The following is a 22,217-nucleotide window of genomic DNA, read 5'->3' on the forward strand; positions in this document are numbered from 1 at the left end:
CCGGCGCACCGCGGGGCCGGGCCCGCGCGGCCGGTCACGCATGCTCGCGTTGCACGGCCGGCTCGCCGCCGGTGCGGAACTCACGGCGCGGGTCCTGCACCGAGGCCAGCGAGACGATGTCCCGGCCGAACACCGCGGCGGTCAGCCAGACCGCCAGCACCCGGACCTTGCGCTCCCAGGTCGGCACGGCCAGGACGTGGTAGCCCCGGTGCATCAGCCAGGCCGGCAGCCCCGTGATGACGAGGCCGCGGTACTGGAAGACGCCCCGGCCGAGGCCGAGCGTGGCGACCGTGCCGAGGCTGTGGTGCACGTACTGCCGGATCCGGCAGCCGCGCAGCGAGGCGACGATGTTCTTCGCCAGCAGCTTGCCCTGGCGCACGGCATGCTGGGCGTTGGGCACCGTGGCGGCGCCGGGGCCGACGGCGAGGTCCGGGATCACCGCGTCGTCACCCCCGTACGGAATGCCCGCCGCGGTAGGTCCCAGGAAACTACGACCATCGCCGCCGCGTCGCCAAGGTCCACGACGGATTAGGCTGCCACCGTGGATCGCATAGACACCTCGGTGGCACACCCCGCCCGGCGATACAACTACTGGCTCGGCGGCAAGGACCACTTCGCCGCCGACCGGGAGTCGGGCGACCTGCTGGCCAAGGCCTTCCCCACCGCGCGCACGGCCGCGCTGGAGAACCGCGGCTTCCTCCGGCGCACGGTGCGGTTCCTGGCCGAGTCCGGCATCCGGCAGTTCCTGGACATCGGCACCGGCCTGCCGGTGCCGGACAACACGCACGAGATCGCGCAGCGGATCGCCCCCGACTCACGGGTGCTCTACGTGGACAACGACCCGATCGTCATGACCCACTCCCGGGCCCTGACCGTCGGCACGCCGGCCGGCCGGACCGGCTACGTCGAGGCCGACCTGCGCGACCCCGCCTCGATCCTCGACCACCCCGAGCGCCACGCGGTCGTGGACCTGAACCAGCCGGTCGCCCTCCTGCTGGTGGCCGTGCTGCACTTCTTCCACGACGACGACCAGGCGGCGGCCGTGGTGCGCCGGCTGCTGGACGCCCTCCCGGCGGGCAGCTACCTGGTGGCCAGCAACCTGACGCTCGACTACGCGCCCCCCGCGCAGGTGGCAAAGCACAACGAGTTGCTGGCGTCCGGCCGCACCGACGCCCGGGCCCGCACCCGCGCCGAGTTCGCCCGCTTCTTCACCGGTCTCGACCTGGTGCCGCCCGGCATCGCCGCGGTGAGCGACTGGCGGCCGGACCGCATCGACCGCCCGACCCCGGCCGACGTGGCCATCTACGGCGCGGTGGGCCGCCTCCGGTAACACCGGATCTCAGGGTCACCGCCGCCGCGCCCGGCGGGCGAGCGCGCTGCCGGCGAAAGATCGTCGCGACCACGGACCCGCCCTGCAGCGCGCCCGCGGTCGGCGAGGCGTCCAGCGTCACCACATCGACCTTCTTCGTGGCGATGTCGCCGTGCTGGAAAATGCGCTTCCGCCAGGCCGCGCGCCTGATTGATGGCGTCGTTGGGGGTCGCGGCCTTGGCGTTCGCCGGCAGCTCGCCCGGCAGCTGCGGGTCGGAGGGTGTCGGCTGAGACATCACAGGCTCCGGAAGGTGGTCGGTGGTCAACGGCAAGCGCCCGTTATTCCACTAGTCCTATAGGAGAAATGTGATCTTGATCTACGCTGATGCACGCGCCAAGTTTTCGTCAACTGTCTGCCCACAATGGGCGCCATACGGTAGGCCTCCGTGGGCTTTCGAAACGTGCTGAGAGGCGATCATGGCCACTGTGAACCCTGTCATCTTCATCCACGGACTGTGGCTGCACGCCACCTCCTGGGAACCCTGGAACGAGCTGTTCCGGGAAGCCGGCTACGAACCGTCCGCACTCGGGTGGCCCGGAGAACCCGACACCGTCGAGGAGGCCCGCCGGCAGCCCGAGAAGATCGCGGACTACGGCATCGACGACGTCACCACGCACTACGCGAAGCTCATCGCCGAGCTGCCGGTCAAGCCGATCGTGATCGGGCACTCGTTCGGCGGCATGATCGCGCAGAAACTCCTGGGCCAGGACCTGGCGGCCGCGGCCGTCGCGATCGACGCCGCGCAGATCAAGGGGGTGCTGCCGCTCCCGCTGTCGGCGCTGCGCTCGACGCTGCCGGTGTTCCGGAATCCGGCCAACAAGCACCGGGCGGTATCGCTGACGGCGGCACAGTTCCGCTATGCGTTCGGCAACGCCGTCACGGAGCAGGAATCGCAGGAACTCTTCGACCGCTGGTCGATTCCGGCACCGGGCCGGCCACTCTTCGAGGCGGCCGCGGCCAACTTCGACCCGCACTCCCCCGCGAAGGTGGACACCGGCAACGAGATGCGCGGACCGCTCCTGCTGGTGACCGGCGGTCAGGACCACACCGTGCCGGAGGCGGTGACCCGGTCAACCTTGAAGCAGTACCGCCACTCCCACGCCGTCACGGACATCCACAAGTTCCCGGACCGGGCGCACTCCCTCACCATCGACAGCGGCTGGCGTGAGGTAGCCGAGTTCAGCCTGTCCTGGCTGCAGCGCAACTCGCTCTGACATGGATCTGCACCTGTCCGGCAAGACTGCGATCGTCACCGGCGCCAGCAAGGGCATCGGCCTCGCCGTCACCAGGGCCTTGGCCGGCGAGGGCGTGCGGGTGATCGCCGGCGCACGAACGGCCGGCGCGGAACTGTCCGAGCTGACCAGGCAGGCGGACGTCCGGTTCATCGCGGTGGACCTCACCGATCCGGACGGTCCAGCCAGGCTCGTCGCGGCCGCCCAGTCGGCGTTCGGCGGCCTGGACATCCTGGTCAACAACGTCGGGGCGGTGCAGCCGCGTACCGCGGGGTTTCTGGCCGTCACCGACGAGCAATGGGCGTCCACGCTGACGATCAACTTTCTCGCCGCCGTCCGGACCACCCGCGCCGCGCTGCCGCACCTGCTGCAGCGGGGGGCGGGCAGCATCGTCACCGTCGGCTCGGTCAATGCGGTGCTGCCCGATCCGCTGGTCATCGACTACAGCGCGGCCAAGGCGGCGCTGGCCAGCTTCTGCAAGTCGCTGTCCAAGGAGGTTGGGGGGCGCGGTGTCCGGGTCAACACGGTCAGCCCTGGGCCGGTGAGTACCGGGCTATGGCTCGGTGCCGGCGGGGTGGCTCAGACCATCGCCCGTGAGCTGGGTGGTGTTGCCGGATCCGTCGCCGAGCACGCGGCCGGTGAGTCGGTGCTGGGGCGGTTCACCTCGCCTCAGGAGGTTGCCGATCTCGTCCTCTTGCTCGCGAGCTCTCGCACCGCCAACATCACCGGTACTGATTTCGCTGTGGATGGGGGGCTTGTCAGCACGCTGTGAATTTGGCTCATTCTGTTCGGTCCGTTGGCTATCCGGTTGCGCTTTGACGGTCGGGGACGCACCTCGCCGGTTTGCGGCCGTAACTGGGCCCGCTCGAGTTCGCGTAGGGTTTCGCGGCATGGCTGGTGGGGACGGCGCTTTCGCTTTCGTGGAGCGGGTCGTGTGTCATGGCCGGTTGCCGCTGGTTGCCGGGCTGGATTCGGCTCGGCCCGCGGTCCACGTGTGGGAGGCCGGGCCGGGCGGCCTTCAGGAGGTCGGCGTCATCGACGGCGATGCTGCCGCCTATCCGCCCGACGAGTGGAAGCGGGATGGGCTGGTTCCCTCGCTGACGTGGCATCCGCACGAGCCCAGTCTGGTGGTGGCGGGGCCGGCGGGGCTGCGGCGCTGGACCCCGGGCGGCGCGGCCTCAGTCGTGGCGGGGGCGCCTTCGAACGCCCGCTGTCAGGAGGTCGCGTTCAGCCCGGACGGGCGGACGCTGTGGGCCTCGCCGGCCTCAACGCTCGACGACGATGAGGCGTGGCAGTACTCGGACGCGCTGGACCTGGACACCGGCGCGTTGCTGGTCGGGCCGCACTGGGACACCGGGGTCGCCGAGCATCCCGGCGGGGGCGTGGTCGTGACGCTGTCCAGCGATCAGGCGAGGACCGACCTGCTCTTCGCCCGTCCGGGCGGGGGCGTTCCCGCGACCATGCGGGTGCTGCGGGACGCGATCGTCCTCGACGCGGACTGCTACGAGCTTCCGGTCTTCTCCGACGACGGCCGTTACCTGGCCGTCCGGGGCAACGCGTATGTCGAGACCCTCGACGTGTTCGAGTTCCCGACGATGCGCAAGGTGTTGCACACGAGCCTCGGCGAGCCCTACCCCGGCTACCCGTATCCGCCCGCATGGCTCGAGGAACAGGCCCGGTGGTCCCGCCACACCGTCGCCTTCGCGCCGCGCACCGGGGTCCTGCTGGTGGGCACCTCCCGCGGAGCAATCCTCGAGCTCGACGTCGAGGAGGGGCGGGTATCCGAGCACGACGTCGCCGCCGCGCCGATCAGCGCGCTGGCGGTCACGTCGACCGGCCGGTTGGTGGTCGCCGACCGGTCCGGGCAGCTTGCGGTGATCGACGTACCGGGGAACGCGGGTCGCGACACCCGGCAGGTCACCGCGGCGGCCGCGCGGGCACGGGCCGAGGAGTTTCTCGCCGCGACCGCCGAGTTGCCCGACGGCGCCGACCTGGAGACGAGCCTGATCCGTCACGACGGACAGCGTGCGTGGAGCGCCGGCGACCTGGAGACGGTGACCACGGCCGAGGACGCCGACCCCATCTGGCTGCGCCTGCGGGCCGCGATCAATACAAATTTCCAGGCACCTGATGATCCCGCCTGACCCGACCGGCCGCCGGCCACTGAGCCGTCCGGGCTGAGCCAACGGACGATGGTGCAGGAGGCACGGGTCGTTATTGTCGACGCGTGCAGAAGTGGAGCAGCGCCGGCAAGCGTGAGGGCTGGCGGACGACGCTCGCGCTGGCGGCAATGCTCGCATTGGTGGGCTGCGGAGCGTCCGGGTCCGCGGAATCCGCCGCGCCGCCTCCGTTTCGTCCCCGTTCCGGGCCGTTGGATCCGGTCGCCCTGGTCGGCATGTGGAAGCTGACCGGCATCGGCGCCGAGGCCGGCACGGTGGTGGGCCTGGCACCGGGAGACCTCACGATCTACCGAAGCTGCGGCGAGTTGCTGGCTTCGTGGCGCGCAGATTCTCAGGGCCTGTTCGTCGCCGGCATCAGCGGCGGCACGGACGGATGCGACCCGAGGAGCCGCGTCGCCTGGCTGGACAGGGCCGCCGGATACCGGCTCGGCGGCCGCGGCGCGATGCTTGTCGACGCACACGGCGAATCCGTCGCCCGCCTGGTTGCCGCCGGCTTGCCGCCGCCCGACCCGGAGTTGTTCGAGGTGACCGACGAGGTTCGCCGCTCGTTCGGCACACCGGCCGCGCTCCCCGCGCGCCTGACACCGGCCGCCCGGCGGGACCTGCCCGGCCGATGGGTACCGGCCGGTGGCGGATCGAAGGCCTTCGAGCGGCCGTACCTGAAGATCCGCGCCGATGGCCGCTGGTCGGCCTCGGACGGGTGCAACGGGTCCGAGGGCGGCTGGGTCGCCGGACCGGCTGGCACGCTGTTGGCCACGTCCGGGATCAGCACCCTCATCGGCTGCGACAACGTGCCGGTCGGCGGCTGGCTGTCGGCGGCGCGGCGGGCCGGCTTCGACGGGGCGACGCTCGTGCTTCTCGACCAGAACGCCGAGGAACTCGGCCGCCTCCGCCGCGACAACGACGGCGCCGGCGCCGGCGCCGGCGCCGGCGCACCGCCGTCCGGCAACTGATCAGGCCCATTCCGGCGGCCCTGTGCCCGTCACGTGACCATTCACGGCCGACCGGTTGGTCATGTCAGGATGCTGGATCCCCATTCCCGGGCACCGGCCCGATCCATAAGAATGAATCAGTACGGATATGCCAGACCAGGCGCGCGGACATCGCCGCAAGGCCCACACCGGAAAGCCAGCCGAACCACAGTATGACGCCAGTGGTCGATGCCTTCTGGCTGGTCAAATACGGTAGTGATCCCAAGAGCGCCAGGAAGCTGATCCCGGGGAAAGAAATGAAGAGTGGATTGAGGACCTGGTATCGCCGCTGGGCGGAGCGATGCGCTCGGAGCCAGGCTTCCCATCCAAGCCCACCGGGAACTCTGCCGCTCAGCTCCGTACGAATGTATGTTCCGATGCTGAGGCAGGCGTAGCTGTGAGAGACATGGCGCCCGGCCAGCATGTAGGTCACCAACGGAAGGATGAGCAGAACCGCCGCCCGCCCAGCCCCCGACAGTGCCAAGCTGAACAGCGCACCCGCCGCAGTCAGTTGTATCGAAAGCAGCGCCTGCTGGCTATTTTGCCGCGCAATGACCTCTGCGCGAAGTGCGTTGAACTCGGCCAGGATCGCGTCTTTGTCGGTCGGGCGATCATCAGTCAACTTTCCTCCCGCGGCACGAATTGGAGGTTGGCCGGTCAACGCCTGTCACTGATGATGCAGGATCCGAGCAACAACAGCCAGGGGCGTACGGCGGTCACCGCATCACGTCTCCGCGGGTGCCTCATCCGCCTCTGCGGACTCGATCACGTTCTTGATCTCGAGGATGCCTCGTTCGGTCCGGGCCCGCACGGAAGCGGCCATGGCGTGCGGGAGGACATCGGTCAACCAGACGAGACGGCTCCCCTCGGCCTCGCCGAACACCTGGAAGGTCGCGTGGTGGTAGGTGAGCGGCAGCTTCTGGCCCCGGATGACCGCGTACGCCAGTCGCCGGTCACCGTGGTCGACGGAGACGATGAGCTCGCGGATCTCCGATCCGTCCGGCATCGTCAGGATCCGCACGTCGTCCTCCATCCGGGCGTCCGCGACGCGCCCGGGCAGCAGCCGCCGGTGCACCGCGCCGACGTCGGCGATCGCCTCCCAGACACGCTGGGCGGGCACGCCGATGACCGCCTCGACGCGGACTGTCGCCATCATCGCCCCGTTTCCCGGCGTGGAGTCATTTCGGACTCGGGGAGCGTACCGAGTTCCTCACGAGGGGGTGTGCCTCGTGGGCCTGGCCCCGGGCGGGCGTCGGCGTCACGCCATCGCAGGTATCCGGCTCGGCCGCTACCGGGACCGACGATGGTGCGCGGGCCTCAGCGATCGGCCAGGCACCGGCAGGCGGGGCGGACGAGCCGCAGCACCCGGTCCCGGGCCCCGGCCAGCTCGGTTCCCGGGTCGATGCCGAGCTCCTCGGTCAGCCGGGCCCGCACCGTCTCGTAGCGGCCCAGGGCGGCGGCCTGCCGGCCGGTCGCGGCGAGCATGAGGATCAGCCGGGCCTGCAGCGACTCGTCCAGGAAGGCCTGGCCGGCGGCCTGCTCGACGGCCCGCATCAGCGCGCCCGGTTCGCCCACGGCGAGGGCGGCATCGGCGGCCTCGCGCGCGGCGGCCTCGTACAGGCGATCCACGGCGGTGAACACGGGATGGCCGCGAACCTCCGGGGCAACGGTGCTCGCCACGGGACCCTGCCACAGCTCGAGTGCCTGCGCGAAGGTGCGCACGGCCAGCGGCCCGTCGGCCGCGGCCCGGGCGCGGGCCAGCAGCAGCCGGAACCGCAGCAGATCCAGCGAGTTGGCATCCAGGTCGAGCCGGTATCCCCCGGCGGCCCGGAGCAGCCATCGGCCCGTGTCGCGGGCGCGCAGCCCCGGCTCCAGGGCGCGGCGCAGCATTCCGATGCTGCGATGCACCGTGTTGACCGCGGACCGCGGCGGCTCGCCGCCCCACAGCACGTCGACGATCTCGGCCAGGCTGACCGGGTGCCCCGCCCGGACCAGCAGCAGGGCGAGCAGCGTCCGCTGCTGCGGAGCGCCGAGATCGACCTCGGTGCCGGCCCGCCAGAACCGGACCGGACCCAGCACCGTGAACCACATGTCGGTCATGACCCGCACGGTAGGAGGCCGGGCGGCGCCGCCGCGAGCGTCACATGACGGTCATCAGCCGGCCCGGCCCAGGATCGCGCCCAGCTCCGACCGCGAGGTGATCTCCAGCTTGGGGAAGATCCGGTGCAGGTGCGAGCTGACGGTGCGGTGCGACAGGTACAGCCGCTCGCCGATCTGCCGGTTGGTCAGCCCTTCGGCGGCCATCTGGGCTATCTGAAGCTCCTGTGCGGTGAGCCGGTCCCGGGCCTCGACGGTCTGCCGCCGGCTGGTCTCGCCCGCGGCCCGCAGCTCCTGACGGGCCTGCTCGCCCCACGGAATGGTGCCGAGGGTGTCGAACGTGTCCCGGGCGGCGCGCAGCGGCGCGCGGGAGTCGGCGACGCGCCGCTGCCGGCGCAGCCACTGTCCGTACGCCAGCTGGGCGCGGGCGCGGGTGAACGGCCAGCGCCCGGCGTCGACCCGGAGCGCGGCCTCGAACAGCGGTTCCGCCTCGTCGTCACCGGCCAGGACCGCCCGGGCGTGCCGGAGACCGCCGTGCAGCGCCGGGGACGGCGTCCTGCGTCCCAACAGCTCCATCTCGGCCATCACCTCAGTGACGTCCTCGCGGTGCCCGCTGTGCACGGCGGCGTCGGCGAGTTCGGCGAGGGCGAAACACCGCAACGCGGGGTGGAACGACGAGTCGTACGGCTGGTGCATGCGCAGGAGGTGCTCGTACGCGCTGGCGTAACGCCCGGTGCCGAGCGCCAGGAGCCCGCGGGCGAGCTGGGCGGTGGCCAGCACCGGGCGCACCCCGCCGGACATGGCGGACTGGTCCGCGGCTGCGGCCAGCTCCTGCGTGCCGGCCTCGTCGCCACGCAGCGCGGCCAGCACCGCCGCCGTGGCCTGGCCGATGCCGACGAACAGCGGCTGCGAGGTCTCCCGGGCCAGCCGCGTGCACTCCTCGGCCGCGGGAATGCCCACGTTGAGGTCGGCGAGGTGTGCGGCGCTCCAGGCCTGCGCGCCCAGCGCCCTGGCCAGCAGACCGAGCCTGCCCTGGGCCCGCAGGCCGGCCAGCGCCCCGGCGCAGCAGGTTCCGGCCAGGTCGAAGGCGCCGACGATGACCGCCGCGCTGCCCACCAGCCGGAGCGCCTCCACGTCTCCCCCGGCCCGGGCGGCGCTGCGCCGAAGGCCGTCGATGACGACGGCGCCGCGTTCGATCGGTGCCGCGAACGCGAGGATCGCGACGAGATCCGGGTCGTCCCGGCCGATCGGCAACGCCTCGGCGACCTCGACGATGCCGTGACCGCCCCGCGCGTCACTGCCGGTCCAGAAGGAGCGCAACGCGGCGCCGTTCAGCAGCCGCAGCGCGACGTCGACGTGCCCGTCCGCCGCCACCTGTTCGGCGACGGCGGACACCGCCGCGGGCCGGCGGTGTTCGTCGCGCAGGCCGCCTCCGAAGCTCGCCCCGATCCACAGCAGCTGGGCCCGCTGCCGCGCCGACAACTCCAGCGCCGACGCCTCATCCACCAGCCGGCTCACGACGTCGTGCCGGCCGAGCTCGACCGCGGTCTCCGCCGCCCGGAGCAGTCGCGCCACCCGGCGGCCTGGGTCGGCGGTGAGCCGGGCGGCCCGTTCGAGGGCCGACAGCGCCGACATCATGGCGCCCTGGCCGCGCGCCAGCGTGGCCGCCCGTTCCAGGTCGGCCGCCACCTCCTCGTCCGGCCCCTGGCAGGACGCCGCCCGATGCCAGATGCCGCGGCTCGGCTGGTCCGCGAACATCCTGGCCAGCGCGGCGTGCACCGCGAGACGCCGGCCGATGCCGGCGCGCTGGTGAATCGCGGAGCGCATCAGCGGATGCCGGAACCGGACCCGGTCGTCGTCCACTTCGATCAGGGCGGCGGCCACGGCGGGTGCCAGGTCGTCGGTGGTCGCGGCACCACCGGTCACCAAGGCAGCAGCGCTCAGTGTCTCGGACAGCCCGTCGCCCTCGTTGATCGCGGCGACCAGCAGCATCGTCTGGGTGACCGCCGGCAGCGTGGCGGCACGGGCCGCGAACGCGGTCTCCAATCGGTCGGTCAGCCGCGGCTGCGGTGCGACGGTCCCGGCGCCGATCGACAGTTCGACCAGTGCCAGCGGGTTGCCCGCGGCCTCCTGCAGCAGGCGCCGGCGTGTCCCGGGCCGGAGGCCGGCCGCGCGGGCGTCGAGGACGGCCGCCGCCGCGGCCTCGTCGAGGCGTTCCAGGCGCAGCTCCGGCAGGTCGGCGCCGAAGGAGGCGGGGAAGCCGTCGCGCACCGCGGCCAGCAGCACCACCGGATCCGCCTCCAGCCTGCGCGCGACGAACCCGAGGATGTCCGCGGTGGCCGAGTCCAGCCAGTGCGCGTCCTCGACGATCAGCATGGCGGCGCCGTCGGTGGTGGTGTCGCCCACCATGTTGAGGGCAGCGAGCGCGATGAGGAACAGGTCCGGCGCGGCCGCGCCGACCATGCCGAAGGCACCCAGCATCGCGTCCCGCTGCGGTGCCGGCAGCGCCTCCGCGCGCCCGAGGACGGGCCGCAGGAGCTTGTGCAGGCCCGCGAACGGCATTCGGGACTCCGCCTCGACGCCCGCGGTCGACAGGATCAGGATCCCCTCCCCGGCGGCGATCCTGCGACCCTCCTGCAGCAGCCGCGACTTGCCGATGCCGGCCTCGCCGCGCAGCACCAGCGCGCCGCCCCGCTTGCGCACGCCGCGCACGAAGCCGTCCACGCGTTGCAGCTCCACGCCGCGGCCGTAGAGCGTCTCACCTGCCATGCCGGAACGTCACCATCCATCTAGGGCCGCCTGGCGCCGAGCATAGGGCCCCTTGCGTCCTGCTGGGACGACCGGACGGTACGGAGGTTGGTGCGTACCACGACGCTGAGCATGAACACGCCGCACACGGCCTGCTCGACGCGGAGCCAGACCGGGAACGCGCCCGGCCAGGCGACGACCCCGACGATGGCGGCCAGCACCACCATCGAGAGGACGCGCAGCCGCCGCAACGAGCCGCGGTGACCGGCGGCCGCGCGGCGGGCGAGCAGCAGGAGCACCGCCGCGCTGGTCGCGACCAGCGGCGTGCGGATCCAGACGGCCGGGGTGACGAGGGCCGGGTTGTGCCGCATCAGCACCACGGCGACGACGGTGGACAGGCTGATCACCAGGAAGGCGGCCAGCAGCTTGACGACGGTGTGCAGGTGGTCGTTTTTCATGCCGCTCAGCCTGCGTCCCGGCGCGGGGGTGTCGCATCGGCGCGCGGGCCGAACCGGCGCCTCCACCCGTGGGTGCAGAAGCCTCCGCACCCGCGGGACGATGCCGCCGCCGCGGCGTCCCTCTAGGGTCGAGGGGTGCAGAACGAGGAGCCCGCGCTCACCCGTCTCCGGGTAGTCCGGTGGATGCGGTTGCTGGCACCGCTGATGCTGGCCTGGTTCCTGTGGGGCGCGGCCACCGCCGAGCCCGGATTCGGGCTGAGCGGGAGGCCGCTGATCGTCGTGCTGGCCACCGCCGCGTTCGTGGCCGGGGTGTTCGGCCGCAACGCGACCGCCGAGGGGGAGGTCCGGCCGGCGCACGTGGTCTCCGTCGCGGCGATGCTTGTCAGCTCCGTGACGATGGTGGCGGTGCAGCCGGGCGGCCCGGGCTCGGTGGCGGTGCTGGTCGCGGTGCTGTGCGCCGCGACCGGGCTGATGCCCGTACGGGTGGCCGTGCCGGCGTTGATCGCGGCGTTCGTGGTGCTCGAGATGGTGGCCTCGATCACCGCGCAGGGCTTCGGCTTCCTGGCCGTGCTCGCCGGGTTCGCCGTCCTGTTCGGCCTGTTGTATCTGGCGTTCCGGCTGGCCGGGGCGCAGCGCGAGACCAAGCGGCTGCTAGCCGAGCTGGAGGCCGGCCAGGCGGCGCTGGCCGAGACGGCCGGGCTGGCCGAGCGGCAGCGGCTGGCGCGGGAGATGCACGACGTGCTCGCCCATTCGCTGTCGGGGCTGCTGCTGCAGCTGGAGGGCGCCCGGATGCTGGTCGCCGCGGATCCGGCCGACCCGCGCCTGCCGGTCGCCGTCGACCGCGCCCACCACCTGGCCCGCAGCGGCCTGGAGGAGGCACGCCGAGCCATCGGCATGCTGCGCGACGACGAGCTGCCCGGGCCGGACCGGCTGGCGGCGCTGGCCGAGCAGTTCGCCCGCGACCAGGCCGTGCCGTGCGACTTCGCGGTGTCCGGGGAGCCGCACCCGCTGGGATCGGATGCGCGGCTGGCCGTCTACCGGGTGGCGCAGGAGGCGCTGACCAACGTGATCCGGCACGCGTCGCCGACGCGGGTCTCGCTGCGGCTCGCCTACGAGCCGGCGGCCACCCGGCTGACCGTCGAGGACTTCGCCGACCGGCCGCCCGTGGTCCCCGACGGGACGGACGGCTACGGGCTGACCGGGATGCGGGAACGGGCCGAGTTGCTCGGCGGCACCCTCAGCGCGGGCGCGACCGGCCACGGGTTCCGGGTCGAGCTGGCGGTGCCGGCGTGATCCGGGTGCTCATCGCCGACGACCAGCGGGTGGTCCGCGAGGGGCTGAGCATGGTGCTCGGCCTGATGAACGGCGTCGAGGTGGTCGGCGCGGCCGCCGACGGCGCCGAGGCGGTCACCCTGGCCCGGGCCGTACGGCCGGATGTCGTGCTCATGGACCTGCGGATGCCGCGCTGCGACGGGGTCGAGGCCACCCGCCGCCTGCGCACCGAGGCGCCCGAGGTCAGGGTGGTCGTGCTGACCACGTACTCGGACGACCGGTCGGTGCTGGAGGCGTTGCGGGCCGGCGCCCGCGGCTACCTGACCAAGGATGCCGGCGGCGCCCAGATCCACGAGGCGCTGCGGCAGGTCCTTGACGACCACGCCGTCATCGACCCGGCCGTGCAGCGGCATCTGATCGACGCCATCGCCGGTGAGCCGGCGCCGCGGCCGAGGTTCCGCGACGGCCTCACCCCGCGCGAGGCCGAGGTGCTGTCCCTGATGGCGGGCGGCTTGTCCAACGCCGAGATCGCGTCTCGGCTGGTGGTCAGCGAGGGGACGGTGAAGAGCCACGTCAACCACCTGTTCGCGAAGATCGGCGCCCGGGACCGGGCGCAGGCCGTCGCGTACGCCTTCCGGCACGGCCTGGACGGGTGATCAGGCCGGCGGGAACGAGACCTGGACCCGCAGGCCGTCGCGGCCGGTGGAGGACGCGGCGATGATGCCGTCGTGTGCCCGGGTGATCGACCGGGCGATCGCGAGCCCCAGCCCCGCGCCGCCGCTGTGGTCGATGCGCGCCCTGGCGCGCCGGCGGAACGGTTCGAACAGCGCGGACACCTCGTCCGCGGGGATGTCGTCGCCGGTGTTCACCACGACCAGGGCCGGGTCGTCGCCGACGGTCACCTCGATCGTGCCGCCCTCGCGGTTGTATTTCAGCGCGTTCTGCACCAGGTTGGTGACGAGCCGCTCCAGCAGCACCTGTTCGCCGGCCACCACCCGGGGCTTCAGGTTGCCGGTGATCGTCACGCCGGCCTCGGCGGCCCGCGCCCGGTGCGCGTCGAGCACCTCCGCGACGATCGAGTCCAGCCGCAGCGGCGCCCGGGAGAGCAGACCCCGGTCGCTCTCGCTCAGCACCAGCAGGCCCTCGATCAGGCGTTCGTTGCGCTCGTTGGTCTCCAGCAGCTGGGCGGTGACCAGCGTCATCTGGTCGGCGCTGAGGGTGCGGGCCATGCTGACCTCGATCAGCGTCCGCTGCACCGCGAGGGGGGTCCGCAGCTCGTGCGAGGCGTCGGCGGCGAACCGGCGCTGCGCCTCGTAGCCGACGCTGATCCGGTCCATCATGTCGTCGATGGTGCGGCCCAGCGCGGACAGTTCGTCGCGGCCGCCGCCGGGACGCAGGCGGTGGCCCAGGTTCTGCGGGCCGACGTTCGCGATCACCGGGATCAGGTCCAGGAGCGGGCGCAGGCACCAGCGCACCAGCGGGTAGCAGGCGGCGAGCAGGCCGGCCAGGACGACCAGCCTGATCGACCCCGACACCAGCGTCGGGCGCTGGAACACCTGCCGGCAGATGAACGAGGCGTCCGGCTCCGGCGCCCGGCCGACCGGGGGCCGGCACCAGCCCAGCGGGAACCCGCCCCACACCTCTTGCAGCAGGTCCCCGGCCCGGTCCGCGAACTGGGCGACGATCAGGACGGCCGCGCAGAGCGCGAGGATCCGGCGGGCGGGGGAACGCTTCGTCATGAGCCGAGCCGGTACCCGGTACGCGGAACGGTGTGCAGCACCGGCGGCTCGCCCAGCTTGCGCCGCAGCGTCATCACGGTCGTGCGTACCGTGTTGGTGAACGGGTCGGTGTTCTCGTCCCAGGCCTGTTCCAGCAGATCCTCGGCGCTGACCACCCGGCGCCCGGCCCGCAGCAGCACGTGCAGGACGGCGAACTCCTTCGGCGACAGCGACAGCAGCCGCCCGTCGCGGTTGACCGTGTGCCGGGTGACGTCGAGGACGATCCCGTCCTGCTCCAGCACCGGCGGCAGGGCCGGGGTGGTGCGCCGGGACAGGGCCTGCAGCCGGGCGACCAGTTCGGCGAACGCGAACGGCTTGGTCAGGTAGTCGTCGGCGCCGAGCCCGAGGCCCTCGACCCGGTCGCGGATGCCGGCCGCCGCGGTCAGCAGCAGCACCCGGGTGTCGACGTCCGCGCCGGCGATCCACCGGCACACCTCGTCGCCGCTGCGACCGGGCATGTCCCGGTCGAGCACGGCCACGTCGTACCGGTTGACGCCGAGGCGTTCCAGCGCGCTGTCGCCGTCGTAGACCACGTCGACGGCCATGGCGAACCGGCGCAGGCCCTCGGCGACCGTGTCGGCCAGCATCCGCTCGTCGTCGGCGATCAGCACCCGCACTGCCTCGTTCCCCCGATCCATGATCGCCGCCAGGCTCGCACGACAGTAGTAAAAGTTTCATAAGGACGTCGCTGACGCTCCGCCTACGCCGGGATTCGCAGGATGGCATCTCCGCTTTCCTGACGTACGGGGTGGGTAGTATTTTGCGCCGTTTTCTGACTTACTGTCTGCTGCTGCCGGCGGTGTCCGCGCTCGCGATCACGTGGGGCGCCGGGCCGGCGTCCGCGATCGCGTACGGCGAGGACGTGCCCGACGGCGACTACCCGTTCTCGGTCCGCCTCGCCATGACCGGCCTGCCGGCGGCGGGTGGCGGCACCCGGGACAGCTCGTGCTCCGGCGCCCTCGTCGCGCCCGCCTGGGTGATCACCGCCGGGCACTGCTTCCGGGACGAGGACGGCACGCACGTGAGCCGCACGGTGGCCCGCCGGACCACCGCGACGGTCGGCCGCACCGACCTGGACGGCGGCGGCGGGCACGAGATCGAGGTCGTCGAGGTCCACCAGGCGGACGGCGCCGACGTGGCGCTGGCCAGGCTCGCCGACCCGGTCGCCGACGTCGAGCCGCTGCGGATCGCCACCGCGGCGCCGAGGCCCGGCGAGCGGGTGCGGCTGACCGGGTACGGCCGGACCGAGCGCACCGGCGAGGAGAACGCCGGCCGGCTGCAGACCGGGTCGTTCACCGTCGGCGCGGTCGGCGAGACGCTGACGGAGTTCTCCGGGCGGGCGCCGCGCAGGGACACCAGCGCGTGCCGGCACGACTCCGGCGGCCCGTACTTCCGGGAACGCTCCGGCGGTCCCGAACTGGTCGCGGTGGTCAGCACCGGCCCCGGCTGCCCGCACCCGGGCGCGGACCTCGGCGCCCGTACCGACACCCTCCGCGGCTGGATCACCGCCACCGTGAACGGCCGGTCGGATCCGCTCGACGGCCTGTCCGCCACCCTGGGCGGCCTGCTCGTCCTGCTGCTCGTGGCCCCGCCGGCGGCGTACGCGGTGCTGCGCCGGCAGCGTCACGCCCGGCACCGCTCGTGACCGCCGCGATCGTCGACCTCGGCGCCGTCGCGGCGAACGTGCGCACGGTCGCGGCCGCCGCACGCACGCCGCTGATGGCGGTGGTGAAGGCCGACGGCTTCGGCCACGGCGCCGCGCCGGTCGCCCGCGCCGCGATCGCCGCCGGCGCCACCTGGCTGGGCGTGACCTCCGCCGCCGAGGCGCTGTCGCTGCGCGACGCCGGCCTCGCCGCGCCGATCCTCAGCTGGCTGCACCCGCCCGACGAGGACTTCGGCCGGCTCATCGCGGCCCGCGTCGACATCGGCGTCTCGACCGTGCCGCACCTGCACGCGGTGGCCGCCGCCGGCCGGCGGCTCGGCGTTCCGGCGCAGGTCCAGCTCAAGGCCGACACCGGCCTGTCCCGCAACGGCGCCGTCGCCGGCGACTGGCCCGAACTGGTCGCGTGGGCGCACAAGCACGAGCAGGAGCAGGCCCTTCGCGTACGCGGGGTGTGGTCCCACCTCGCCGACACCGACCCGGTCGGCGACGCGAGCACGGCCGGGCAGGTGACCGCGTTCGAGGAGGCGCTGCGCGCCGCGCGGGCCGCGGGCCTGCGCCCGGTCCTGACCCACCTGGCGAACTCGGCGGCCGCGCTCACCGCGCCGCGCAGCCGCCTCGACCTGTGCCGGATCGGCCTGGCCCTGTACGGTTTCGGCGCTACCGGCCTGCGCCCCGCGATGACGCTGCGCTCCCGGATCGTCAACGTCAAGCGGGTGCCCGCGGGCGCCGGCGTCTCCTACGGCCCCGACCACGTGACGGCCGGGGCGACCACGCTCGCGCTGCTGCCCCTCGGCTTCGCCGACGGCCTGCCCCGCGCGGCGCAGGGCCGCGCCCACGTCGAGCTGGCCGGCCGGCGCCGCCCGATCGTCGGCCGCATCGCCATGGACCAGTGCGTGATCGACGCCGGCGACCTGCCGGTGGAGATCGGCGATCCCGTCGTGGTCTTCGGCCCCGGCGACCAGGCGACACCCACCGCCGCCGACTGGGCGCGGTGGGCCGGCACGAACCCGCACGAGGTGCTGACCGGCATCGGCAACCGCGTGAAAAGGAGCTACCTGTGACCCGACTGGCTTTGATCTACGGCGGGCGGAGCGGCGAGCACGACGTCTCCCGCAGGTCGGCGGCGAGCATCCGGACCCACCTCGACCCCGGCGCGTACCGGGTCACCGACGTCCTCATCGAGCGCGACGGCGGGTGGCGGGTGGACGGCGTCCCGGTGCCGCTGGCGGAGGCCCTGCGCGCGATCCGCGACCAGGACGTGGCGTTCCCCGCGCTGCACGGCCCGTACGGCGAGGACGGCCGGCTGCAGTCGATGCTCGAGTGGCTCGGCGTCCCGTACGTGGGAAGCGGCGTCTTCTCCAGCGCCGCCGGCATGGACAAGGCGGTGACGAAGCGGCTGCTGGCCGCCGACGGCCTGCGCGTCACCGACGGCGTGGTCCTTCAGGAGGGCGCCGCGCTTGCCGCGGACGACCGCGCACGGCTGGGCCTGCCGGTCTTCGTCAAGCCCGCCCGCGCCGGCTCCAGTCTGGGCGTCACCAAGGTCGGCCACTGGCCGGACCTGGCGGCCGCGCTCGCCCTCGCCGCCCGCTTCGACCGCAAGGTCCTCGTCGAGAAGGCGGTACCCGGCCGCGAGATCGACGTGGCGATCCTGCAGCGCCCCGACGGCAGCGTCGAGGCCGGCCCGCCGCTGGAGATCACCGTGACCCGGGGCCCGTTCTTCGACTTCGACGCCAAGTACGACGCGGGCGCCGCCTTCCACATCCCGGCGCCGCTGGACGCGGCCACCACCCGCCGCGTGCAGGAGCGGGCCGTTCGGGCGTTCCACGCCCTGGATTGCCGGGGGCTGCTACGGGTCGACTTCTTCCTGCCCGACCCCGGCGGCGAGCCGGTTGTCAACGAGGTGAACACCCTGCCCGGCATGACAGCCGAATCCCAGTTCCCGCGGATCTGGCGCCACGCCGGCGTCCCGTTCCCGGCCCTGCTGGACATCCTGATCGCCGGCGCCCGCACGCTCGGCGACCGGGTCCTCGATCACCCGGGTTCGGACTCGTGCCCGGCCGGATGGGCGCGCAGCAGTCCGTCGTAGGCCCGCTCGGCGGTGATGTCGCCGGTGACTACGCGGTGGATCGTGCGGGTGATGGGCATGGACAGCCCGTGGCGGTCGGCCAGCCGCACCGCCGCGTGCACCGTCTTGACCCCCTCGGCGACCTGACCCATCTCGGCGAGGATGTCCTCGAGGCTCCGCCCGCGGCCGAGTTGCTCGCCGACGTGCCGGTTGCGGCTGTGCGGACTGATGCACGTCGCCACCAGGTCGCCCATCCCGGCCAGCCCGGCGAGGGTGCGCGGCTCGCCGCCCATCGCGACCGCCAGCGTGGTCAGCTCGGCCAGCCCGCGGGAGATCACCCCGGCCCGGGTGTTGTCGCCGACGCCCAGGCCCTGTGCGATGCCGGTGGCGATCGCGACGACGTTCTTCAGCGCCCCGCCGACCTCGCAGCCGATCACGTCGTGGTTGGTGTAGACGCGCAGCAGGCCCCGCCGGAACACCCGCTGGATCTCCGTGGCGACGGTGAGATCCTCCGTGGCTATCACCGTGGCCGCCGCCATGCCCGCCATGATCTCCTTGGCCAGGTTGGGGCCGGTGAGCGCGGCGGCCGGATGCCCCGGCAGCGCCTCCTTGATCACCTCGGTCATCCGCAGCAACGAGTCGCGCTCGAGGCCCTTGCTGAGGCTCACCACGGGGATCCACGGGTGCAGGTCCGGCCGTACCCGCTCGAGGGTGTCCCGGAACGCTCCCGTCGGCACGCCGACGACGAGCAACTCCGCGTGGGCGGCCGCCTCGGCGAGGTCGGCGGTGGCGCGCAGCCGGTCCGGGAGCGGGAAGCCCTCGAGGTATCGATCGTTGCTGTGCTTGGCATTGATCTCGTCCGCCGTGGCCGGGCTGCGCGCCCAGATCAGCGATTCGTGATCCCGGCGGGTGAGGACGGACGCGACGGTGGTCCCCCACGAACCAGCACCCAGCACAGTGATCCGCATGGTGACCCTCTCTTCGGCGCGCCTCCCCCGGCCCGGGGCGCGAGTTGAGGATACGGCGACAGCGACACCTTGTAGACACCGTCGACACGCGGCGTGTCAGAGTGCGGCCGGGGCCGGCTCAGGGTCGGTTGGCGACCGCCGAGCCACCGGCACGGCGGGTCAGGCGATCTTGCGGTGGTAGACCCGCATGGCGAAGGCGTACGCGACGACGAGGATGCCGGCGCACCAGGCGAGGGCGGTCCAGATGCCGGTGCCGACCGGCTGCTGGTCGAAGAGGGCCCTGATGCTGTCGATGATCGCGGTGACCGGCTGGTTCTCCGCGAAGGCCCGCACCGGCCCCGGCATCGACTCGGTGGGCACGAACGCCGAGCTGATGAAGGGCAGGAAGATGAGCGGGTAGGAGAAGGCGGTCGCCCCGTCGGTCGAGGACGCGGCCAGCCCGGCGATCATCGCCACCCACGTCAGCGAGAGGGTGAACAGGGCGAGGATGCCGGCGACGGCGAGCCAGGACAGCACCCCCGCCGAGGTGCGGAAGCCCATGATCAGCCCGACTCCGATGATGACGGCGACGGAGATGGTGTTGGACACCATCGAGGTCAGCACGTGTCCCCACAGGACCGACGAGCGCGCGATCGGCATGGAGTGGAACCGTTCGAAGATGCCGCTCTGCATGTCGTTGAACAGCCGGAAGCCGGTGTAGGAGATGCCGCTGGCGATGGCGATGAGCAGGATGCCGGGCATCAGGTAGTTGGTGTAATTGCCGGTGCCGGTCTGGATGGCGCCGCCGAACACGTAGCGGAACAGCAGCATGAAGGCGATCGGCATGATGGTGACGGTGATGATGGTGTCCATGCTGCGGGTGACGTGCCGGATGGAACGCCCGAGCATCACGTTGGTGTTGCTGAGGACATGTGTGCTCATGACCGCGCCTCCGCCTTGTTCCCGATGATCGACAAGAAGACCTCTTCCAGGGTGGGCTGGCGTTCCACGAGCTCAGCCTTCGCGGGAGGCAGCAGCATTCTCAGCTCGGCCAGGGTGCCGGAGACCATGATGGTGCCCTCGTGGAGGATGGCGATGCGGTCGGCCAGCTTCTCGGCCTCCTCCAGGTATTGGGTGGTCAGCAGGACCGTCGTCCCGCTGTGCGCCAGACTCTGGATCTCCTTCCACACCTCGAGGCGGGCCTCCGGATCGAGTCCCGTCGTCGGCTCGTCGAGGAAGATGACCGGCGGCCGGCCGATGAGACTCATGGCGATGTCGAGGCGGCGCCGCATCCCGCCGGAGTAGGCACCCACCCGGCGGCCGCCCGAGTCGGCGAGGCCGAAGCGCTGGAGCAGGTCGTCCGCGACCTGGCCGGGGTTCTTCACCTGCCGCAGGCGAGCGACCATGATGAGGTTTTCCCGGCCGGTGAGGATCTCGTCGACCGCGGCGAACTGCCCGGTCAGGCTGATCGATTCCCGGACCCTGCCGGGCTGGGCGACCACGTCGAACCCGTTGACGCTCGCCGTGCCGGCGTCCGGCTTGAGCAGGGTGGTCAGGATGCGCACGACGGTGGTCTTGCCCGCGCCGTTGGAGCCGAGGAGGGCGAAGATGCTGCCGCCGGCGACGGCGAAGTCGACGCCCTTGAGGACCTGCAGCTTGCCATAGGATTTGTGCAGTCCGCTGACCTGAATGGCGGGGGGTGGTGTTTGCATGGGGGGTGACATCTTCCTATTCGACGGTGACGTTGGATGGTTCGACACCGAAGCCCTTGAGCGCGGCGAAGGTCAGCTTGTCCATGCGCGCGCCGTCGAAATTCACGGTGCGAAGGGACCTGTAGTACTTCTTGCTCCAGCCACCGCGGAATGAGCAGTCCCGCAGGATCGCGCCCCGCAGGGAGAGTCCCTCGAGCGCCGCCTGGTCGAACTTCACACCGGTGAAGCTCTCCCCGTCGAAGCTGAGGCCGCGCAGATCGGAGTAGGTGAAGTCCACGCCGGTGAACGTGCAGCGCTCGAAGACGGTGCGCCGCAGGTCCGTCTGGCGGAATGCGACGTCGGTGAGCGCGGCGTCGGCGAACCGGACCCCGTGCAGCCCGGACTTGCTGAAGTCGGTGCGCACGAGGCGCGCCCGGCGGAAGGTCGAATCCTTCATCTCGGCCGTCGTCATGACCGCGTCGGTCAGGTTGGCGCCGTCGAAGTTCGTCTCCGTCATGTCGCTGCTCTTGAACCTGCTGCCGGTGAGGTCGGCGCCGGCGAAGTCGGAGCCCCGCAGCGCGCTCGCCCCGAACCGCCCCTCCCGCGCCGAGACGCCGGCGAAGTCGGCTCCGCGTAGGTCGCTCGCGTCGAATCGGGTCACCACCTGCCGCTCGAGGACCCGGGACAGGTTGGACACCTCCTGGACGGTCTCCTCGATGTCGCCGATGCTGTCGATGGTCAGCTCGAAGGCGGCCGCGTCGTCCTTGCCCTCGGCGCGCAGCTCCCGGAACCGCTCCTGCAGGTCCGCCAGCAGGTCGGCCTTCAGCTCGCTGACGCTCCGGGTGCCCTCGTAGGGCGCGAAGACCCCGTCCACATACTCGTTCAGCTTGTCGCTCATGGAAGTCTCCCCTTACAGCAGAATGTCGAGCACGCGCTTCGCGTACTCCCAATTGGTCTTGTTGCGGGCGTAGGTCTCCCTGCCCTTTTCGGTGATCCGGAAGTATTTGCGCCGGCCACCCTGCGATTCGTCGCCCCAATACCAGGCGATGTCGCCGTCCGCCTCCAGGCGCCGGACGCTGGAATACATCGTGGCTTCCTTGAGCTCGTATTCGCCCTGCGAGCGCTCGCCGATCAGCTTGACGATCTCGTAGCCGTAGCGGTCCGATTCCGCCAGCAGCCGCAAGATCATCGTGTCGGTGTTTCCCCGCAGAAGATCGGATGTCACCTTGCTGGTGCCCATGCCTCACCTCCTGGATTACAAGGTATCTCGCACTACTGTGACTGTCAAGGTAGTGGGTAGCTCCTAGTAAGTTGACCGGGAGGGCTGTCCTCTATCCGTCGAATGGCGCATCGAGATGACCGGCGACCGCGCGCACATGAACGACATCCCCAGCACGCCGAGGAGGCTCGGCCGCATGCGGCCGAGCCTCCTCGGTTCAATCTCGACGTCGCGGTCAGCGGCAACTGGGTCGTCGGCCTCGGCCTCAACGGCGGCCGGACCCTGCAGAACAGCCGGAATGCCGCGGTCAGCGGCACGAGCGGAACCGTCACCGCCGGGCCGAACGGCAACGGCAACGGCAACGGCAACGGCTTCGGCTTCGGCTTCGGCTTCGGCTTCGGCTTCGGCGTGACCATCATGGCCAACGGCAACCGGACCTGGCCGGCGGTCACCTGCCGGACGGGCTGATCCCGCACCGCACCGGCGGCGCGGCGGGCGAGGCCGCCGCGCCGCCGCCGGCTCAGCC

At 72.2% G+C, this 22,217-nt stretch carries 24 protein-coding genes; 11 read left to right on the forward strand and 13 right to left on the reverse strand.

Annotation, left to right across the window (positions count from 1 at the left end):
- Positions 1–34 precede the first annotated feature (34 nt).
- A complete protein-coding gene (locus AB0F10_RS32325) occupies positions 35–439 on the reverse strand; it encodes a hypothetical protein (protein WP_360633645.1) in 405 nt (134 codons plus the stop codon).
- A 111-nt stretch (positions 440–550) separates the two neighbouring features.
- Here AB0F10_RS32325 and AB0F10_RS32330 point away from each other — a divergent pair, with 111 nt between their 5' ends.
- The 5 genes from AB0F10_RS32330 (at position 551) to AB0F10_RS32350 (ending at position 5,735) form a co-directional block, all read left to right on the forward strand.
- Positions 551–1,330 carry an SAM-dependent methyltransferase gene (locus AB0F10_RS32330; RefSeq protein WP_360633708.1) on the forward strand — a complete coding sequence of 260 codons (780 nt, stop codon included), beginning with the start codon at positions 551–553 and terminating at the stop codon, positions 1,328–1,330.
- Positions 1,331–1,786: 456 nt separating this feature from the next.
- Complete coding sequence (locus AB0F10_RS32335; protein ID WP_360633648.1) at positions 1,787–2,584, forward strand: alpha/beta fold hydrolase; 798 nt, start codon at positions 1,787–1,789, stop codon at positions 2,582–2,584.
- 1 nt (position 2,585) lies between these two features.
- The gene (locus tag AB0F10_RS32340; RefSeq protein ID WP_360633651.1) at positions 2,586–3,374 is read left to right on the forward strand and encodes an oxidoreductase; all 789 of its coding nucleotides are present in this window, start codon (positions 2,586–2,588) and stop codon (positions 3,372–3,374) included.
- A 175-nt stretch (positions 3,375–3,549) separates the two neighbouring features.
- Positions 3,550–4,746 (forward strand): hypothetical protein, encoded by a 1,197-nt coding sequence (locus AB0F10_RS32345; protein ID WP_360633654.1) that lies wholly within the window; start codon positions 3,550–3,552, stop codon positions 4,744–4,746.
- Between the two features lie 83 nt (positions 4,747–4,829).
- Positions 4,830–5,735: a hypothetical protein gene (locus AB0F10_RS32350; RefSeq protein WP_360633657.1), complete on the forward strand. Its 906-nt coding sequence runs from the start codon at positions 4,830–4,832 to the stop codon at positions 5,733–5,735.
- Positions 5,736–5,799: 64 nt separating this feature from the next.
- Here AB0F10_RS32350 and AB0F10_RS32355 read toward each other — a convergent pair whose 3' ends face one another.
- The 5 genes from AB0F10_RS32355 to AB0F10_RS32375 form a co-directional block, all read right to left on the reverse strand.
- Positions 5,800–6,375: a hypothetical protein gene (locus AB0F10_RS32355; RefSeq protein ID WP_360633660.1), complete on the reverse strand. Its 576-nt coding sequence runs from the start codon at positions 6,373–6,375 to the stop codon at positions 5,800–5,802.
- 102 nt (positions 6,376–6,477) lie between these two features.
- On the reverse strand, positions 6,478–6,909 hold the full coding sequence (locus AB0F10_RS32360; protein WP_360633663.1) for an SRPBCC family protein: 432 nt from the start codon (positions 6,907–6,909) through the stop codon (positions 6,478–6,480).
- 161 nt (positions 6,910–7,070) lie between these two features.
- Positions 7,071–7,853: a BTAD domain-containing putative transcriptional regulator gene (locus AB0F10_RS32365; protein WP_360633666.1), complete on the reverse strand. Its 783-nt coding sequence runs from the start codon at positions 7,851–7,853 to the stop codon at positions 7,071–7,073.
- A 54-nt stretch (positions 7,854–7,907) separates the two neighbouring features.
- The gene (locus AB0F10_RS32370) at positions 7,908–10,619 is read right to left on the reverse strand and encodes an AAA family ATPase (protein ID WP_360633669.1); all 2,712 of its coding nucleotides are present in this window, start codon (positions 10,617–10,619) and stop codon (positions 7,908–7,910) included.
- A 20-nt stretch (positions 10,620–10,639) separates the two neighbouring features.
- Positions 10,640–11,056 carry a hypothetical protein gene (locus AB0F10_RS32375; protein WP_360633672.1) on the reverse strand — a complete coding sequence of 139 codons (417 nt, stop codon included), beginning with the start codon at positions 11,054–11,056 and terminating at the stop codon, positions 10,640–10,642.
- Between the two features lie 135 nt (positions 11,057–11,191).
- Between AB0F10_RS32375 and AB0F10_RS32380 the strand changes: the two genes are divergently transcribed.
- Entirely contained in the window at positions 11,192–12,349 is a 1,158-nt protein-coding gene (locus tag AB0F10_RS32380) for a sensor histidine kinase (protein WP_360633675.1), read from the forward strand.
- Positions 12,346–12,984 (forward strand): response regulator transcription factor, encoded by a 639-nt coding sequence (locus AB0F10_RS32385; protein WP_360633678.1) that lies wholly within the window; start codon positions 12,346–12,348, stop codon positions 12,982–12,984. Before AB0F10_RS32380 ends, AB0F10_RS32385 begins: the two co-directional genes overlap by 4 nt.
- On the opposite strand, the gene AB0F10_RS32390 is transcribed toward AB0F10_RS32385, so the two are convergent.
- Both AB0F10_RS32390 and AB0F10_RS32395 read right to left on the reverse strand, forming a co-directional pair.
- A complete protein-coding gene (locus AB0F10_RS32390) occupies positions 12,985–14,067 on the reverse strand; it encodes an ATP-binding protein (RefSeq protein WP_360633681.1) in 1,083 nt (360 codons plus the stop codon).
- A complete protein-coding gene (locus AB0F10_RS32395) occupies positions 14,064–14,723 on the reverse strand; it encodes a response regulator transcription factor (RefSeq protein ID WP_360633711.1) in 660 nt (219 codons plus the stop codon). Before AB0F10_RS32395 ends, AB0F10_RS32390 begins: the two co-directional genes overlap by 4 nt.
- Before the next feature lie 182 nt (positions 14,724–14,905).
- Here AB0F10_RS32395 and AB0F10_RS32400 point away from each other — a divergent pair, with 182 nt between their 5' ends.
- From AB0F10_RS32400 to AB0F10_RS32410, 3 genes are read left to right on the forward strand one after another with little or no spacing between them, the layout of a single operon-like run.
- Complete coding sequence (locus AB0F10_RS32400; RefSeq protein WP_360633684.1) at positions 14,906–15,751, forward strand: trypsin-like serine protease; 846 nt, start codon at positions 14,906–14,908, stop codon at positions 15,749–15,751.
- A gap of 38 nt (positions 15,752–15,789) precedes the next feature.
- Positions 15,790–16,830: an alanine racemase gene (alr, locus tag AB0F10_RS32405; protein WP_360633714.1), complete on the forward strand. Its 1,041-nt coding sequence runs from the start codon at positions 15,790–15,792 to the stop codon at positions 16,828–16,830.
- Entirely contained in the window at positions 16,827–17,855 is a 1,029-nt protein-coding gene (locus AB0F10_RS32410) for a D-alanine--D-alanine ligase family protein (RefSeq protein ID WP_360633687.1), read from the forward strand. The genes alr and AB0F10_RS32410 overlap by 4 nt, the downstream gene beginning before the upstream one ends.
- Here the strand turns inward: AB0F10_RS32410 and AB0F10_RS32415 are convergent.
- From AB0F10_RS32415 to AB0F10_RS32435, 5 genes are all read right to left on the reverse strand, one after another.
- Positions 17,801–18,802: an NAD(P)H-dependent glycerol-3-phosphate dehydrogenase gene (locus AB0F10_RS32415; RefSeq protein ID WP_360633690.1), complete on the reverse strand. Its 1,002-nt coding sequence runs from the start codon at positions 18,800–18,802 to the stop codon at positions 17,801–17,803. The genes AB0F10_RS32410 and AB0F10_RS32415 overlap by 55 nt on opposite strands.
- Positions 18,803–18,961: 159 nt before the next feature.
- Positions 18,962–19,723: an ABC transporter permease gene (locus AB0F10_RS32420; protein ID WP_360633693.1), complete on the reverse strand. Its 762-nt coding sequence runs from the start codon at positions 19,721–19,723 to the stop codon at positions 18,962–18,964.
- Complete coding sequence (locus AB0F10_RS32425) at positions 19,720–20,493, reverse strand: ATP-binding cassette domain-containing protein (RefSeq protein ID WP_360633696.1); 774 nt, start codon at positions 20,491–20,493, stop codon at positions 19,720–19,722. Before AB0F10_RS32425 ends, AB0F10_RS32420 begins: the two co-directional genes overlap by 4 nt.
- A 16-nt stretch (positions 20,494–20,509) precedes the next feature.
- Complete coding sequence (locus AB0F10_RS32430) at positions 20,510–21,370, reverse strand: pentapeptide repeat-containing protein (RefSeq protein ID WP_360633699.1); 861 nt, start codon at positions 21,368–21,370, stop codon at positions 20,510–20,512.
- A 12-nt stretch (positions 21,371–21,382) separates the two neighbouring features.
- Positions 21,383–21,712, reverse strand: coding sequence for a PadR family transcriptional regulator (locus tag AB0F10_RS32435; RefSeq protein ID WP_360633702.1), 330 nt, complete (start codon positions 21,710–21,712; stop codon positions 21,383–21,385).
- 102 nt (positions 21,713–21,814) lie between these two features.
- On the opposite strand from AB0F10_RS32435, the gene AB0F10_RS32440 reads away from it, so the two are divergent.
- Positions 21,815–22,159, forward strand: a complete 345-nt coding sequence (locus AB0F10_RS32440; protein ID WP_360633705.1) for a hypothetical protein — start codon at positions 21,815–21,817, stop codon at positions 22,157–22,159.
- Positions 22,160–22,217: the final 58 nt, after the last annotated feature.

Origin of the sequence: Actinoplanes sp. NPDC026623 (genome assembly GCF_040638275.1) — a bacterium.
Classification (GTDB): Bacteria; Actinomycetota; Actinomycetes; order Mycobacteriales; family Micromonosporaceae; genus Actinoplanes.